General features: G+C 41.6%; 14 protein-coding genes. 11 read left to right on the top strand and 3 right to left on the bottom strand.

What is annotated here, in order from left to right; genetic code table 11:
- The first annotated feature begins 470 nt into the window (after positions 1 to 470).
- From hepC to RIG27_RS22795, 11 genes are all read left to right on the top strand, one after another.
- A complete protein-coding gene (gene hepC, locus RIG27_RS22745; RefSeq protein ID WP_446348958.1) occupies positions 471 to 1,136 on the top strand; it encodes a heterocyst development glycosyltransferase HepC in 666 nt (221 codons plus the stop codon).
- Positions 1,137 to 1,520: 384 nt separating this feature from the next.
- Positions 1,521 to 3,362, top strand: a complete 1,842-nt coding sequence (gene hepA / locus RIG27_RS22750) for a heterocyst formation ABC transporter subunit HepA (protein WP_446348960.1) — start codon at positions 1,521 to 1,523, stop codon at positions 3,360 to 3,362.
- 2 nt (positions 3,363 to 3,364) lie between these two features.
- A complete protein-coding gene (locus RIG27_RS22755) occupies positions 3,365 to 4,813 on the top strand; it encodes a hypothetical protein (protein WP_446348962.1) in 1,449 nt (482 codons plus the stop codon).
- 41 nt (positions 4,814 to 4,854) lie between these two features.
- Positions 4,855 to 6,084, top strand: a complete 1,230-nt coding sequence (locus RIG27_RS22760; protein WP_446348964.1) for a glycosyltransferase — start codon at positions 4,855 to 4,857, stop codon at positions 6,082 to 6,084.
- Positions 6,085 to 6,093: 9 nt separating this feature from the next.
- Positions 6,094 to 6,930 (top strand): sulfotransferase family protein, encoded by an 837-nt coding sequence (locus RIG27_RS22765; protein ID WP_446348966.1) that lies wholly within the window; start codon positions 6,094 to 6,096, stop codon positions 6,928 to 6,930.
- 30 nt (positions 6,931 to 6,960) lie between these two features.
- A complete protein-coding gene (locus tag RIG27_RS22770) occupies positions 6,961 to 8,133 on the top strand; it encodes a glycosyltransferase family 4 protein (RefSeq protein WP_446348968.1) in 1,173 nt (390 codons plus the stop codon).
- Positions 8,134 to 8,223: 90 nt separating this feature from the next.
- Positions 8,224 to 9,636 (top strand): O-antigen ligase domain-containing protein, encoded by a 1,413-nt coding sequence (locus RIG27_RS22775; RefSeq protein ID WP_446348970.1) that lies wholly within the window; start codon positions 8,224 to 8,226, stop codon positions 9,634 to 9,636.
- Between the two features lie 174 nt (positions 9,637 to 9,810).
- On the top strand, positions 9,811 to 10,560 hold the full coding sequence (locus tag RIG27_RS22780; RefSeq protein ID WP_446348972.1) for a hypothetical protein: 750 nt from the start codon (positions 9,811 to 9,813) through the stop codon (positions 10,558 to 10,560).
- 193 nt (positions 10,561 to 10,753) lie between these two features.
- Entirely contained in the window at positions 10,754 to 11,920 is a 1,167-nt protein-coding gene (locus RIG27_RS22785) for a glycosyltransferase family 4 protein (protein ID WP_446348974.1), read from the top strand.
- Between the two features lie 183 nt (positions 11,921 to 12,103).
- Positions 12,104 to 12,835, top strand: a complete 732-nt coding sequence (locus RIG27_RS22790; protein ID WP_446348976.1) for a PEP-CTERM sorting domain-containing protein — start codon at positions 12,104 to 12,106, stop codon at positions 12,833 to 12,835.
- A gap of 165 nt (positions 12,836 to 13,000) precedes the next feature.
- Positions 13,001 to 14,140: a glycosyltransferase gene (locus tag RIG27_RS22795; protein WP_446348978.1), complete on the top strand. Its 1,140-nt coding sequence runs from the start codon at positions 13,001 to 13,003 to the stop codon at positions 14,138 to 14,140.
- 259 nt (positions 14,141 to 14,399) lie between these two features.
- On the opposite strand, the gene RIG27_RS22800 is transcribed toward RIG27_RS22795, so the two are convergent.
- The 3 genes from RIG27_RS22800 to RIG27_RS22810 form a co-directional block, all read right to left on the bottom strand.
- Positions 14,400 to 16,124 carry an ABC1 kinase family protein gene (locus tag RIG27_RS22800; protein WP_446348980.1) on the bottom strand — a complete coding sequence of 575 codons (1,725 nt, stop codon included), beginning with the start codon at positions 16,122 to 16,124 and terminating at the stop codon, positions 14,400 to 14,402.
- 322 nt (positions 16,125 to 16,446) lie between these two features.
- Complete coding sequence (locus RIG27_RS22805) at positions 16,447 to 16,836, bottom strand: PIN domain-containing protein (RefSeq protein WP_446348981.1); 390 nt, start codon at positions 16,834 to 16,836, stop codon at positions 16,447 to 16,449.
- Complete coding sequence (locus tag RIG27_RS22810) at positions 16,823 to 17,068, bottom strand: AbrB/MazE/SpoVT family DNA-binding domain-containing protein (protein ID WP_446348983.1); 246 nt, start codon at positions 17,066 to 17,068, stop codon at positions 16,823 to 16,825. The genes RIG27_RS22805 and RIG27_RS22810 overlap by 14 nt, the downstream gene beginning before the upstream one ends.
- Positions 17,069 to 17,796: the final 728 nt, after the last annotated feature.

Here is a 17,796-nt window from a genome sequence, read left to right on the forward strand (position 1 = left end):
ATTGGTTGATTGGGAAATGTTCCCTGATTGTCAAGCCCTGTTTCTTAAAGATTACGTGAAGATGCATCAAGTTTATAAAGTTTTCGTGAAAGTTATATCAGGACTGTTTTTTATATTAAACTTTCATCAGAGGTTTACACCATTTATAAGATTATCTCATCAATTTTGGGCTAAAAAGTTAGAGACATTCGGCAAAATATGAACTATCATAAAGAAAGATGAATAAACAGCCTAAATTTAACGCAAGCTTGTCAGCAACATCGTTGGTTTACGGTATAATTATTGTCTTCAATGATCACTTCTATTGATTAACTGCCTAAACAGTTTTAATCGCAGTTAACACTTCCCCAAAAGGGTCTCAACTAAAACGTTATCTCCGAGTGGATGAATTGTCCATTACTCCGCTCATCTAATCGAAATTATCAACGGCAATGACCCTCTCGCAATTGATGACTAATCCTTCTAATCCTATGACATCTACCACCGCAAAATCCCCAAATTCCCTGTCTAGCTCCTTGGTGCTGCAATGGCATGAAGATCAGCTATTCGTCAAACGCAGCACTGTTGCTAACCCTATTCGTCTGAGTGCGCTTGAGAATGACCAACGGTTAACAGAATGTTTGAAACAGTCTCCTGTCAAACTCGTTTCCTTAGATAAAGAACTGGGAGAGACTGAACTGAAACGTTGGCTAGATGCTTGTGAGCGAGCCGGAAAACCCGTTGTTATCAATGTTCCTTCTCTTGCTGGATTACCGAAACAACGTCGTCCTTTAATGGAGATATTCCAAGACGTTATGAATAGCAGCACGGCGGGTTTTTTGTTACTCAGCTTCAGTCCAATGATGCTAGTTTTGGCAATGCTGATGCGGAAGTCTTCACCAGAACCTATTTTTGTTAAGCAGTGGCAAGTGGGTAAAAACGGCAAGTTATTCCCAATGTTTAAGTTTAACACGACGGTAGCAGACCACCCGATCATTAAACCTGTAGGACGCTGGCTACGTAAATTTAAACTCAACAAACTGCCCCAATTGATTAATGTAATCCGGGGTGAGATGAGTTTAGTTAGTCCTTGTCATTTGGCGCTGGATGAGGTGCTTTTCTGGCGGACTTATGCAAGAGAGTTAGTCTCTCAGTAGTTGGTTTCTCACATCTTGCACCAGTCTGAATAGGGTGATTTTTGGTCGGGTGGGCAAGAGTTATAAACCGAGCAACGCTTATATCATTGGTTGTTCTTGCCCACCCTACGGTAACTGACTTCCCTACCCCCCTCGGACAGTGGATGCTTCGCTTTTATTGCACGGAAGGGGGAGCCAGAAAGCCCCTGCCCTGCCAATAACAAATATATTCCTCAAACCCTGACAAATGACAAATGACAAACTATCTTGATAGAGAACGAAATTATCGGTGTAATCAGTGTATAAATAAGCTCTCATCGCCCGACCACCATCTTTACCATAAATCCGTGAAATCAGTGTTTTGACAAATGACGGTAGTCCACCCTTGCTGTCAAGAAAATAGGGATGTCTTTAATGTTACCGACTCCAATCCGCAAGTTCCTGAAAGGAACCAGTTTTTGGCAAGAGAATGCATTTCTGTTTCGAGAGTTCAAAACCTTTCGTCGCATCGCCGTTCTGGCTGTAATCTTCACATTACTTGCTGCCGTTTTTGAGGGATTTGGAGTCGGCTTTATCTTAACATTCTTGCAAGGGTTCACTAATCCTGACGCTCCCCCGATTCAAACGGGAATTGAGTGGTTGGATACCTGGGTGTTAGCGGTTCATGCTCCAGCGACAGAGCGACTCTATCGGGTATCAGCATTGATTCTGCTAGTTACTTGGCTGCGTTGTGGCTTGACCTATTTAGGACAGGTTTATAGTAAGATCGCTCAAATCAATTTAGTTGATGGACTGCGTAAGCGGCTGTTTGAGCAGTTTCAGGCGTTGAGGTTAAGTTATTTTTCGACAACGCGATCGGGTGAATTGATCAACAGTTTGACGACTGAAAGTAAGCAACTCGAACGCTCCTTTGACATTACGGCTGTGTTGCTGGCTCGGGGTTCGACGTTGTTAGCTTATGTTGTTTCCATTTTATTAATTTCCTGGCAACTCACGATTGTCTCGTTGATGCTGTTTAGTCTGTTAGCCGTTGGACTCTCCACCCTGATTGGCAAGGTACGAGAGGTATCCTTTGAACGATCAAAAGCTAATGGCTCCTTTGTGGCAACAGCGATCGAATTTATCAGTGGAATTAGAACGGTTCAGGCATTTGCGACTCAGGAGTTTGAACGTCAGCGGTTTTATGCCGCCAGCAATCAAATTGTGAAAACGACAAAAAAAATTGCATCCGCTAGTGCTTTAGTGGTTCCCTTATCAGAAGGCATCGCGATTACGATTCTGGTGGGAATGCTGGTTATAGCGTTTGCAATTTTTATTCCCAACGGACAGTTACAACCTGCTTCATTACTGACGTTCTTATTTGTGCTATTTCGGCTGATGCCCATTGTCCGTCAGGTGAATAACTCTAGAGTAAAATTGAGTGAGTTTCATGGCTCACTCAGTAATCTTAGAGACTTGCTGAGACGGGAGGACAAACCCTATTTGCAAAATGGAACGGTTCAGTTTCCTGGCTTAACCCAAGGCATTGAGTTTGTCGCTGTTGATTTTGGCTATCAACCGGATACCCTGGTATTGAAGAACATTAATTTAACCATTCAGAAAGGAAAAACTACGGCTTTAGTGGGTGGATCGGGTGCTGGCAAAACAACGCTGGCTGATCTAATTCCGCGTTTCTACGATCCAACCCGGGGAATGATTAGAATTGATGGTATTGATTTGGCAGAGTATGATATCAATTCCGTGCGGCGGAAGATGGCGATTGTCAGCCAGGATACCTTTATTTTTAATACATCGGTAAGTAATAATATTGCTTATGGCACCCAAGAAACCGATGAAAAAGCGATTCGAGAAGCCGCACGTTTAGCCAATGCTTTAGAGTTTATTCAAGAAATGCCAGAAGGCTTTGATACGGTTCTCGGAGAGCGAGGGGTGAGGTTATCTGGGGGACAACGCCAGCGGCTGGCGATCGCACGAGCGTTGCTACACAACCCAGATATTCTGATTCTAGATGAAGCCACTAGCGCCCTAGATTCAGTATCAGAGCGGCTAATTCAGGAATCATTAGAGCAGCTTTCCGTGGGACGAACCGTGATTGCGATCGCCCATCGGTTATCGACGATTGCTGAAGCAGATAAAGTCGTGGTGCTGGAGCAAGGACAGATTGTGGAACAGGGAACCTATCAGGAGTTGTTAGCCCAGCAGGGCAAGCTTTGGAACTACCATCAAATGCAATTTAAGGGAGCTTAACTATGGATAATGTTGTAGCAAATAATATTGTATTAGATCCGCTTTCCTTTCGGGATCGAAATGGACGTCTTTTTCGATTTAATGGGCAAATATATCGGGGAATATTTGAGTACAATGCATCACTTTATCGAAGATTATTTGAGGAAAAAATTATTCAAAAAATAATGACCAAAAACCTTATTATAGAAACAGAAATATCTGATTTAAAACTTGATGATTACAGTCTCATTCTCAAGCATCGAACAATTCCATTTATCACGTATCCTCATGAATGGTGTAGTGACATGTTCAAGGACGCGACATTGTTACATATAGATCTGACTCTAGAGCTGGGCAAGTATAACCTGACAATTTATGATGCTAATCCTTTGAATATTTTATTTGATTGGAGCAGACCTATTTTTGTAGATTTTTGCTCAATTGTTTCAGCGGAAGATGATTTTTATTGGCCTGGGGAAGCCTCAAAAAAATTCTACTTGTCATTTATTCATTTTTTAAGCCTTATGCAACATCAATATGTTAACACTGCTCGCACTTTATTAATGCACTCATACGGTGCGAGAACTTATATTGTTAAAGAACAATTAGACGCTTTTTATGCTTATTCTGTAAATGCCAATAAATGGAAAATCTATACTAGAAAAATTATCGATTTAACTAGGCATTATATCCCATTAAATGTTTTTAAATTAGCCAAAAATATAGTAAAATCAAAAACTAATAAAAACCAAACTCAAAAATCAAGCTTAAGTTTTTTAAGGAAATTAAAACGAGAAGTAGAGCAGATCCAAATTCCTAGATTCAAGATAAATTCCTTAATTAGTTACGATGATTTTTTCGCTTCCCTTGATCCGTCTCCAGAATGGACAACGAAACAAAAATCTGTCCATAAGATTTTATCAGAATTGAAGCCAAAATCTGTATTAGACATAGATAGTGATCAAGGATGGTATGCTCAATTAGCAGCAGGTTGCGGCAGCCAAGTTGTAGCATTTGATAATGATGAAGCCTGTGTGCAAAAACTCTATAACGACGCAAAGGAAAATAATTTATCTATTCTACCACTAGCCATTGACTGGACAGCAAGGGATGCTTACCTAAATAGTGAATTTATCACCTCTCCTGATCAGCGCCTACAATGTGATCTGGTGATGTGCCTAACGATTGTTCACCATCTTATATTTCAGCGAAAACTAGGCTTTGACAAAATGTTTAACCAGTTGTTTAAGTTTTGCAAACGCTGGTTATTAATAGAGTTTATCCCTTATTCTGAATTAAAAGAAGTAATTCCTGTTAACAATAAAAAAGCTATGGAGTGGTGGGAAGAGAACTCTTGGTACACACTTGAGGAATTTATTGATGTCTTAAAGAGCGAATTTGCCGAGGTTCACGTATTTCCTTCTTATCCAGATTCAAGATGTCTGTTACTTTGTGATAAATTAGCCAATTAGTTATCCGGTAAACACTGACAGTAAAAAATGAGAATTAAACAATGAGAACTGCTTTTTTAGTTGGCGAATTCCCTAGTTTATCAGAAACGTTTATTTTGAATCAAATTACCGGATTGATAGATAGGGGGTGTCACGTTGATATTTATGCCACTAAACCGAAGAAAGAAGGCAAAATTCATCCCGACGTAGAAAAACATAACCTATTAAGCCATACATACTATTATCCTCAAATACCCGATAGTTACTTGAGGCGCGTCTGGAAAGCAATCGGCTTATTTTTGTCCAATTTTTTTAAAGATCCAATCCTGTTATGGCGTTCATTGAATTGGTTTAAATATAAGAAAAAGGCAACGTCTTTAAGACTACTTTACACCGTAATTCCTTTCCTGGGAAAGCGTCCCGATTATGATATCATCCAATGCCACTTTGGTTCAGAAGGACTTAAAGGCATGGACTTGAGAGATATGGGTGCAATAAAGGGAAAACTCTGCACGATATTTCATGGATTGGATCTCAGTGGACATCTGAAAAAATATGGGGATAGTCTCTATGATCAACTCTTTGAGACAGGAGACATTTTCATGCCAATCAGTAACAATTGGAAAAATCAGCTAATTCAATTAGGTTGCGATCAGCAGAGAATTATTGTACACCGCATGGGAATTGATTGTCAACAGTTTACCTTTACGCCTCGGCATCCTGATCCAGATGGTTCTATTCGCCTAGTGAGTATTGCTAGACTGGTTGAAAAAAAAGGAATCGAGTATGGAATTCGGGCCGTTGCCCAATTAAGCCAGTCCTATTCCCATATTCAATATAATATTATCGGTGACGGCGAGTTGAGAGAGTCCCTAGAACAGCTAATCAAGGAACTAAATGCCGGAGAACAAATTAAACTGCTGGGCTGGAAACAAAAGGAAGAAGTTATCACTATTTTAAATAATTCGCATATTTTGTTAGCACCAAGCATCACGGGTCAAAACGGGGATCAAGAAGGGATTCCGGTTGTCTTAATGGAAGCAATGGCAATGGGGTTACCAGTAATCAGCACTTACCACAGTGGCATTCCGGAATTAGTTGAGGATGGAGTAACCGGCTTTTTAGTACCGGAGAAAAATTATCATGAATTAGCAGGAAAAATTAAAATCTTGGTTGAAGCTCATCAGCTTTGGACGAAAATCGGTCAAACCAGTCGATTGCGAGTGGAAAATGATTATGACATTAATCATCTTAACGATAAATTAATCAAAAAATACAAGAGTTTAGTGTAGCGATATAACATGAATAATTTTGCTTTAATTATTGGCACAATGAAAGGTGGCACAACCAGTCTTTTTGCTTACTTAGCTCAGCATCCACAGATTTCACCATGCCGTCAAAAAGAACCAAGATTTTTCTCCAATGATCAACGCTGGGCTGAAGGCTTTGAAGGGTATCAAACCCTTTGGGATTGGCATCCTCAACAGCATAAAGTGGCTCTGGAAGCGTCAGTCGATTATACGAGAATTCCCAAACGTCCTAATGTTGCTGCCCGAATTGCGACACTCAAAGATAAAGCGAATTTTAAATTTATTTATATCCTCAGAAATCCCTGGGAACGGATAGAATCTCATTACACTCACGGACATGCCCTGGGATGGAGAGAAACACAGAAGCCTCTGTCTGAAGGAATCGATCGGCATTTGATTGAGGTATCACAATATGCTAGACAAATCGATGAATATTATCAACGGTTTGATCCTGACAGTATTCTATTGTTAGATTTTGATGACCTCAAACGTGATCCGCTAAGTGTGGTTCAAAAGGTTTGTCATTTTTTGAATATAGATACAAGTTATGAGTTTCAAGGAATAGGGACTGTTTTTAACGCGAATAATCAACGATTAACAGATGAACGATTGTGGAAATCTATGAGTAATAATAAATTTTTGCGTTTTATAGCTAATCTAATTCCGGTTTCGACAAAAAAAATAATTTATAATAGTTTGGGTGGAAAAATAAAAACAAACTGCAAAATATCTCCAGAACAACGCAAATTAGTATTCAATGAATTGCGAGAAGACATTAATAAACTCAGCGACAAATATGGTTTTGATGTGTCAAGATGGACACCATAAAAAATAATTCTCATATTACTTAATTAACCGATGAAAATACTGCTAACGATTCATGAAACCCTCGACCCAAATTCTGGATCAGCCGGGAGTACGATTAAACTGGGTCAGTACTATCAAAAACTTGGGCATGAAGTCCATTACTACTCTATTGATAATCTGCCCAAATGGTTACCAACCCTAATCAAAGAATTATTGTTTCCAGAATTTGTGGCAAATCATATTGCCAAATTATCTCGTCAGCAACCCGTTGATGTGGTAGACGCCTCCACGGGTGATGCTTGGCTATGGGCAAAAATACCACGCCTCTCTCGCCACAAGTCTCCCATGCTGGTGACAAGGAGTCATGGTTTAGAACATTTGAAACACCTGGCTGACATTGAGGATGCCCAACAAGGAAACTTGCGTTTGAGTTGGATATATCCTCTCTATCGGGGTAGCTTTCGACTTTGGGAAGTTGCAACTTCTCTGCGTTATGCCGATTTAATTTACCTGCTCAATCGTGAAGAAGCTAAGTATGTGGTTGAACAGTTAGGTGTAGCATCAGAACGGGTTCATGTTTTTCCCAATGGAATTCCCGAAGCCTTTCTAAATCTGCCCTTTGAGCCACTACCAGAGGCAACAGATACAGTGATTCGCATTGCCCAAGTGAGTACTTACATTCCTCGTAAAGGGATTCACTATAGCGCACCCGCACTGAATAAGATTTTAACTCGCTATCCTCATGTCCACCTGAGTTTTTTCGGTACAGAATGCCGAGAATGCCCCAGCGTCGAGCAAGTCTATCGGGATTTTGATCCCACTGTACGCGATCGCATCCAAGTTGTCCCCCGTTATCCCCATGAACAATTACCTAGCCTGTTAAAGGGACACCAGATTAAATTATTTACCCCCATTTCCGAAGGCTTTGGCAAAGCCCTCATCGAAGCCATGGCATGTGGTTTAGCACCAATTACCACAGCCGCACCCGGACCCATGGAGATTGTCCGAGATGGCCATGATGCCATTGTAATTCCTATCCGTGACAGTCAGGCGATCGAACAAGCGTTAGAGCGCTTGATTACAAATCGCTCCTATTTAGAACAACTACGCCACCATGCCTATTTAACTGCACAATCTTATAGTTGGCAGTCTGTTGCTCAAAATCGACTAGCGCTGTATGAGGAAGCGTTGCACCCCAAGGAAAAATCTTTAGCCAATGTTTAATTGACGTAACATTCTAAATCCCTGGACATAAATTCTGTACCCTGTACTAAGGAATGTTAAGGAGCCTCAAAAAACCCTCGGCAATAAATCATGTCTAACTTTCATGAAAAAGGCATTCAGGTTTCCCAACAATCGAAACAAGCATGGATAGTAATCCTCGCTTTCATCTGTTTTTCACTTTTATTAATTTTGGCAGGTGCTGGCAAAATACTCAACCTCGCTTTTCCTGTTGGAGCTTTTGCTATAGGAATGTTTTTATATGTTCGAGAGCCTCTTCTTTTTGTCGGTTTTAATTGGTGGTTGTGGTTTCTGACTCCCTTTGTCCGACGCTTAGCGGATTGGAAAAGTGGCTTTACCGAACCGAGTCCGATACTACTCGCGCCTTATCTGGTGACCTTGGTAACAGTTTTTACGCTTTGGGAACATTTGCCCAAGATTCATCGCCAAGGTGGCTTGCCTTTTGTTTTCTCTTTTATCGGTGTGTTTTATGGCTTTTTGGTCGGACTTATTTACCGATCACCGATTCAGGTCGTACTAGACTTATTGGAATGGCTGATTCCACTCCTATTTGGTTTTTACCTATTCGTCAATTGGCAAAATTATCCCAGCTATCGCCAAAATATTCAGCGAGTTTTTCTCTGGGGAGTTTTGGTAATGGGAATCTATGGCATCATCCAATTTTTAGTTTTACCGGAGTGGGATCGTTCCTGGTTAATCAATGCAAATTTTGCTAGCGGTGGACAACCTTATGCTCTACTGATTAATGTTTGGAGTACGATGAATGCCAACAGACCCTTTGGAACCGTTATGATGGCAGGGTTGTTATTGCTATTTGTTAATGACCGTAAAGGGGTTTTAGGTATTCCTGCCACAGTAGCTGGTTACGTTGCTTTTCTTTTGACTAAAAAACGCACGACTTGGTTGAGCTGGGCATTGGGATTATTTGCTATGATTAATTCTCTGAAACCTCATATTCAGATGCGTATAATTGTGACGATCATGGTAACAATAATTTTAGTTATTCCTTTAACTACCATAGAACCGTTTTCAGACGTTATTTATTCCCGTTTTGAAACCTTCTCTAATCTTGAGGAGGACAACAGTGGTGAGGCCAGACAGGAAACTTATAATCAATACCTTGGAGAGGCGCTTACAAGTTGGACAGGTGAGGGACTAGGGGGTCCATCCCATGATAGTGCTATTTTATCTACACTTTTGAACTTGGGGTGGCTGGGAACCTTTCCTTATATGGGGGGGATACTGCTATCTTTTTTTAGTTTGTTCCAAGGTTCTGAGAGTCGCTTCGATCCTTTTGCTGCGGTGGCTCGTGCCATTGCTTTTGCTAGCTTGTCACAGATACCTTTGGGCAATCCATTTGCTTCGGTGCAAGGTGTAATTCTCTGGGGATTCACAGGTATAGGTATGGCCGCACAGAGGTATTATCAATATCAAAATAATAATCAAAAAAAAGAGAAATATAATACTAGATTATGGTTGAAATAATTGAGGGTAAATTATTTTTTATATTATGATATTTTTGTTTTTATTTTCCATTAAATTGTCTTAAATTTACAATTATCAAATTGGATAAATTTGCATATTTTGTGGGTACACAAAAATTGACAATAGCTCAAAAAGTATGCTATAATCTTATCGTATTTTGTTGACTTAAAATATATGAATAATTTTCTTTATAAACAATTCGATGGACTTATTATTTTAGCCAGGAAAATTATTTTCTCCTTTCGCGCCGTAGTAGCTAGAGAACCTAGATTATGGATATTATTCCAACCGTATATTAAGTGGGATCAGTTCAAGAAAAAGTCAATTGGCAAAGATGAAACTGAACGCTTAGTCACTGCCGACACTGAACTCGTCATTGATGGATTTCAAGGTTCAGCCAATAGCTTTGCGACATCACATTTTAAAAAGAACCAGACCAAGTCGGTAAAAGTAACTAATCACATGCACTCACCGACTCAGATCATACAGGCAATTAACCAAAAAATTGCTGTTTTGTTGATTATCAGAGAACCCGTTGGTGCGGTTCTTTCCTTGACCAGTCGTTGGTCTTATGTTTCAGTAACTCAAGCTCTAGAGAGCTACATTGGATTTTATACCAAATTAAAGCCATACAAGGATTATTTTATCATTAGCACATTTAATCTTACTACACAACATTTAGATAAAGTAGTGGAAGCCGTCAATGAAAAATTTAACAAAAATTTTGACCTGGTTGACGTGGCTAAAGCCAATGCGGATCATGCCAATAGATTGCGCGATCCTCAAGAAGAAGCAAGACGCAAAGCGATAAAACAGAAAAAAAGAGATGAATTGTCTAGTGTTAAAAACACCAAATTGTTAGCGCAAGCCGAAACCTTATACAAAGAATTTGAAACTTGTGCTAGAAAAACCGTAAAACTATGATTAAATGCGTTGCTAATTTCTCCCAGAGATAGTTTGGCACTTGACTAGGGAATAGGAAACGGGCAACAAGGAAATGACAAATAAAAAATCATCTTCATAGAGAACGAAATTATCGGTGTAATCAGTGTATGAATAAGCTCTCACCTCCCTACCCCATATATCCAATAAATCCGTGAAATCAGTGTTTTGACGAATGACAAATAATAATATGAATGAATCAACAGATATTGCCGCCCAAATCCTCTGTATTGGCAAGGATTGGTTCCCAACCATACCAGGAGGATTAAATCGCTATGTTTATGAACTCACCCATACCCTAGCCTTAACCGAAAATCAGATAGAATTGTGTGCTGTTGGACTACCAGAAACATCCTCTGACTCTCCCGTAAAACTGACAAACTTAGCCGAACCCAATACTCCACTATGGCAACGACTCTGGCTGAGTCATCACAATTTTTTGCAGCGTAAAACAGCAAAACCGGATGCAATTAACCTGCATTTTGCCCTTTATAGTCTGCCCTTGTTACCCAGTTTACCGACAGGAATCCCGATTACATTTACATTTCATGGTCCTTGGGCAATAGAGAGCGATCGCGAAGGAAGCAATAAACTCGCGGTATCTGTGAAGCGGTGGATGGAACAGCAAGTCTACAATCGTTGCGATCGCTTTATTGTTCTCAGTAAAGCTTTTGGCACGATCTTGCACCAAGAATACAATATCCCCTGGACTAAAATCCATATTATTCCCGGTGGTGTGGATACTCAACGATTTCAACCCAACCTATCCCGTCAACAGGCGCGAGAACAACTTCAGTGGGATCGCGATCGCAAAATTATCTTTACCCCCCGTCGCCTGGTGCATCGCATGGGGATTGATGTCTTATTAACTGCCTTAGCTAAAATAACATCCCAGATACCCGATGTGTGGTTAGCCGTGGCGGGTAAGGGAATCTTGCGAGACTCCCTGGAACAACAAGCCAGAGACTTAGAACTCACAAATCATATCAAATTCCTCGGTTATCTCCCCGATGAACAATTACCCATCGCTTACCAAGCCGCCGATTTAACTGTGGTTCCCAGCCAATCTTTAGAAGGATTTGGACTGATCTTACTCGAATCCTTAGCCTGTGGTACACCCGTACTCTGTACCCCTGTCGGCGGGATGCCAGAAATTCTCACCCCCTTTTCCCCCCAACTGATTACTGATTCTACCGAAGCTGACGCGATCGCACTCCGATTAGAATCATTACTCAATGGCACAATATCAATGCCTTCTCGCGCTGCCTGTCGTGACTACGCCGTTACCCATTTTAATTGGGTTCAAATTGCCCAACAAGTGCGGCAAGTTCTCTTGGCTTAACCGGAGATATAACACGGATTAACCGTTTCGGTTCTAATTTTAGTGGCATACATAATCTTCATATAAAATGAATTTCTTTTTACACAAAATTTACACAAAACGTCCAGAACGTAAAGTATATTTATTTATATCGACAACTAATTGTTTCGAGAACTAAAACTAACACTTTTCTGAGGATTACCAATGCTTAGCATCTATGGAAAATTAGCCATCGCCGCCACAAGTACAATTTTGGCCATGACCGCGACTCCGGCTCAAGCCTTTAATTTCACAAATGGTTTAGTTGGCGGAACCTGTCAACCCCTCGTCACCCCTGGCACGACTTTATCAAACTGTACAACTGAAGATGGCTTTACGATTACAAGTGATCCACGCCCTCTGGAATCTAAGCAGGTTGGCGATGTTATTGGAATAGGTGTCCAAGGTGGTTTTGTTCGTGGTGAAATTGATCTGGCAGAAGAAAAGGTTACATTAGATCTTCCAGGTGACCAGCCAGCTATCCTAAAATCCCTTGACTTGAGCTTCCTATACCTACCGGGTAAATTTAGAGATACTGTGTTTGAGAAAGCTCAGGTGAAGGCTAATACGACTGGGGGATTCATTGATGGATATCTAACTGTTGGGGATGAAAATACAGTACGATGGCAGGTATCAGATTTAGGGATTGACCAAGAAATAACGGCTCTGAGTGCTTCTACAGATAATCCTGTTGGTGGTGGATGGTACAGTATTTTAGAGCCGTTTGGTAATACTTCAATTACAAACCTTGAGCTGACAGCGGTACAGCAAGGGACTTCACCGGGAGGTCGCAACAGTGATTTCAGTTTGGTTGGTGCGGTAAAAACTCCAGAGCCAACTACCCTAGTTGGTCTTGTTTTGGTAGCCGGTGCATTGCTAGCTGTTCGCCGTCGCTAACTCAACCCTTGACATAAGCTAAAACGCATTTAAATTGTGTATTTCCTGTTGCCTGTTGCCTGTTGCCTGTTGCCTGTTATCTTTGAGCGATTGAGGTATCCCAATTTAAATGCCGAAGTGTGAGTATTCAACCGGACTTGATATAAGGAATCAGGACATATCCTCATGAAGATTCTATTCCTCGATCAAAGTGGCAAGCTAGGTGGCGCGGAACTGTCTCTAACGGATGTCGCCAAACCCTATCGAGAAACCTGTTTAGTTTGTTTATTTGCCGATGGTACATTTCGGGAATTATTAGAACAAAATAATATTCCTGTTCAAGTTCTAGCCACCGAACCCATTAATGTGAGTAAAGAGAGTGGCATTCTGGATAGTTTAGGCAGCATCCGCTCAATTGTTTCTCTGATTATTAAAGTAGCAACTCTCGCCCGTGATTATGATTTAATCTATGCCAATACTCAAAAAGCCCTAGTGATTGGTGCTTTTGCTAGCTTTTTAAGTCGTCGCCCTTTGGTGTATCATCTCCGGGATATTCTCTCTCCCGATCATTTCAGTTCAACCAATCGTCGTGTTGCTGTCACTTTAGCCAATCGCTTTGCCTCCTTAGTAATTACCAATTCCCAAGCGACTCAGGCGGCATTTGTTGACGCTGGAGGACGAGGAGAACTAACCCACGTTGTCTATAACGGCTTTGAACCGGAAAACTACAACATCCCACCAACTGACGCTCATGCAATCAGACAAACAGTTGGACTAGAGGAACAATTTGTCGTTGGTCATTTTAGCCGTCTGTCTCCCTGGAAAGGACAACATATCCTACTCGAAGCTGTAGCCCAATGCCCAAAGGATGTAACCGTTCTCCTTGTCGGAGATGCTTTATTTGGTGAGCAGGATTATGTCGAAAAATTACATCAAACTGTCACAAAATTAGGACTCAAAGAACGAGTTAAGTTTTTAGGATTTCGCTCGGATATTGTCCTCTTAATGAAAGCTTGTGACTTAATTGCCCACACATCAACGGCTCCAGAACCCTTTGGGCGGGTAATTATTGAAGCCATGCTGTGTGGACGTCCGGTTGTAGGCGCGGCGGCGGGGGGTGTCGTTGAATTAATCGAGCCAGGAAAAACAGGCTGGCTATTTCCTCCTGGCAATTCTCAGGAACTCGCTCAAATCATCATGAACTGTTACCAGCAACCCGAACAAGCCGCCGCCATTGCTCACCACGCCACAATTCAGGCAACTCAGCGTTTTGATCTTAAAACAGTCAACCAACAGATTGCTGAGTTATTAAACAGGATAAAATGAGCAGAAATATTCTTTCGGAAATACCTAGAAATTACCTGCAAATCAGTCCTTAATCATTAACACTAATCAATAAACTCCAAATGAACTTGAGGTGGGCAATAACAACGGATAATAACCTAGGCGTTTCTAGCTTTATGACTCTTGCCCACCCTTTATGACTATTGCCCACCCTACAGAAAAGTTAAAGACAAAAGGTATTAGATTTTAGGTGTGACAAATGACGTAGCTTGCTTCTCAAGGGAGCGAGTATGACGAATGACTAATCACGCATCATCGCTGTCAGGGGTAAAATTGCCGCAATTTGCTCCGTTGACATAGTACCCAAAGAATTTAACGCCACATTAAATAATCGTCCTGGTTTCAAGTCATCTTTGACCAAATTCCAGAGGCGTTGTACTTCTTCAGTGTGCAATCGGTCATCTTCGGTTAACGCCAATAGTACCTGACGCCGCAAAAACTTCCCTTCTTCAGATAACAGATATTGCAATCCTAGTTGCGCTGTGGGGAGTAAATCAAAGTTATCATCAGATCGCGCGATCGCAATCATATTCTCTAACCGTTGCCATTGGAATCTGCCATCCTTGAACAACACCTCAATCAACCGCCGTCGCATACCTGGCGATTCACCTTTGAGTAGACGTTTGGCAACGTAAGGATAAGATACTTCAACGATTTTGAACTCTGGATTCAGAGTTAACGCCAACCCTTCCTGAGTCACCAAAGACCGAATAATCAGGGCAAACTTTGCCGGAACACGGAACGGATACTCAAACATTAACTCGGAAAAACTATCCGTAATCGTTTTAAAATTAAAGTCCCGTACACTTTGACCTACGGCTTCTCCCAACACTCGTTCTAAGGCGGGAATAATTGGTGTGATGTCTGTCTCTGGGGTTAAAAAGCCGAGGATGACAAACTTTTTCGCTAACTCCAAATAATCCTTATTAATTAAATCAATAACCGCACTGACAATCGTTTCTTTCGTTTCTTCCTCCAACTGATCCATCATGCCAAAGTCAATGTAAGCCATGCGACCATCGGGCATAGCAAACAAGTTACCGGGATGGGGATCAGCGTGGAAAAAGCCGTGTTCTAAGAGTTGACGCAAACCCGCGATGACGCCAGTTTGAATCACTTGGTCAGCATCAAGTCCAGCCGTGCAAAGACTTTTGGTATCGGTTAACTTACACCCATTAATCCACTCTAAGGTTAAAACTCGGTGGTTACTGTACTTCCAGTAAATGGCTGGCACTTTAACACTGGGATCATCACGGAAGTTACTAGCAAAGAGTTCCGCATGGCGACCTTCGTTGACATAATCGATTTCTTCAAACAACTTAATGCCAAATTCATCGACAATTAATGTCAGATCATGACCCAGATTCAGGGGAAGCCATCGGGATAACCAGCCGGCTGACTTCCGCATTAAATAGAGATCCAGAGTTAGGTATTTGAGTAGGTTAGGACGTTGTACCTTAACCGCCACCTCTTCCCCGGTATAGAGATAAGCATGATAGACTTGACCGAGACTTGCCGCCGCGATTGGATCAGGGGAAATTTGGCGATAGACTTCACTCACCGGACGCTCTAACTCTGACTCGATAATCGCGAAGGCTGTTTTATTGTCAAAGGGTGGAAGTTGGTCTTGTAGCTTAATCAGTTCTTCTAAAAAATCTTTGCGAACTAAATCGGGGCGCGTGGATAACGCTTGTCCCACTTTAATAAATGTCGGACCGAGGCGAGTCAGGATCTGTCGCAGTTGAGTAGCGCGTTTAAACCGATTCCTCTCAACTTGGTTGCGCCACTCGTCCCACTTGAGACCCAGAATAAACTGTACGAAGTTCCAGATAATCCTTAACGCCCGCCAGAGAACCACCCAAGGGCGATAGCGGTATTTAGCTGCGATCGCGTCGGGATCATAGCGCCGTCGGGGTTGAATATTCTCAGGTTCAAGATAATCAACTTCAATGTATTGCTGACTCACAGCGATTTATAGCCTCTCACGTAACAAACTAGAAAAGTTTATTTATTTTTTTATCGTTTTGTTAAGTATATTCTAAGTGATCCTACTTAGTCCAGACCACAACAGTGCTGAGAGGGAGTGGGGAGAGTCGAGAGGCTGACGGGAAGCAGGTAGGCTGAAACCATTACCATATAAAGCTTTCAGTAGCTATTTGGGTATCCCTAGCCGATGTTGGATTGGTTGGCATCGCCTTTCTGGGAGAATAGAAGAGTGATCGCGTTGAGAGGCTAATTGCGATCGTTTTTTATCGAGTTCTACTCTAGTCGTTGATTGGGTTTGAACCCTATTCCAGACAACGAAACCCTTTTTCGTTCTTCAGCTTGCGATCGAAACTAACTGTTTGAGTACAACCCGCTTGATGGACAATCGCTCCGATTAAATAATCCGAAAAGTCAGCGCTACCTTGTTGATATCGCTTTAAGGCTTGATAAACAGTAGAACGGTTTTCAAATTCAAAAGCCGAACTATGTAACATTGCTTCTAGGGTATTGATAATTTCATCTTTATGGAACCCGTAGTTGCCTCCTTTGAGAACCCAAACCAACTCGCAAAGGACAATATTGGCAATAAAGCAGGGCTGGTTTTGTTGAATCAGTGCGACTGCTTGTTGCCACTGCTGTTCGTCATCTTGGGTAAGGTAGCGAACCAGAATGTTTGTATCAAGTCCAATCATTTGCTCCCTCAGAGATGGCAACTTCCATTTCTTCTAGGGTAGATTTCCTGATGCCCGGTCGGTGTAAAAACCCTGATAATTTTTCTACAGAAACATTAAGAGGAATCAGTTTAACGTGACCGTCTTCATCAATAACAAAATCAATTTTACTGCCACTACTCAGTTTAAGGTAGTCCTGAATTTCTTGAGGAATCGTAATTTGTCCGGTATCGGTGACTGTTGTACTGAACATGACTAGGAGTTTTGAGTCATTTAAGCCCTTTAATTATAATCCATTTAGATACCCTCAGTTGCCTTCGGTACGCCTTTCAGTCAGGGGATTTTCAGTGTTCAAAAAACCAACGCGATCGCACCCCACCCCAAACGCTAAAATAACCCCTCTGCGACCCTCTGCGCTACCCTCTGCGAACCTCTGCGTTTCCCGATAAAATCATCGAATTCACCCCTAACTCCCAAACGGGGAAAATAAATTCCATTTCAGTGTTGACAAATGCCGTAGTTTTGTGGGAGACTTACTTCATAATGGGAAAATGTGCCCGCCTATAGGGTCGATTTCATCCCGATTTAACACCACTACTATAACTGAAACCAGGAGTTGAAGTTTGTCTCATCAGTAAGAGTGTGAAAGGTCTCAAGGAAGCACAACGTCTGTGAATCAGTTAAAGAGTGAACCTGTAAAAAAGTCGATGCGATACGTTATCTTCGGAACAGGCTCCGCCAACGCGCTTTGATAAACAATTCCCAGTTGTCGTCTCAGTCAGGGGATGTTCAGTATTCAATAAACCAACGCGATCGCACCCCACCCAAAACACGACAACAACCGCTTCTAAAAACCTAGACAAACCTACCCATAAGTAATTCTGCCTTGGTATAAGTCCACGGTGTAACTTTTGGTCGATAACCGTTAACGCTGACGCTTGGCTGATACCCGGCATTGTTGCTCGATATCAGCCTTAACCA

Origin of the sequence: Coleofasciculus sp. F4-SAH-05, assembly GCF_040222985.1 — a bacterium.
Taxonomy (GTDB): domain Bacteria; phylum Cyanobacteriota; class Cyanobacteriia; order Cyanobacteriales; family Coleofasciculaceae; genus Coleofasciculus; species Coleofasciculus chthonoplastes.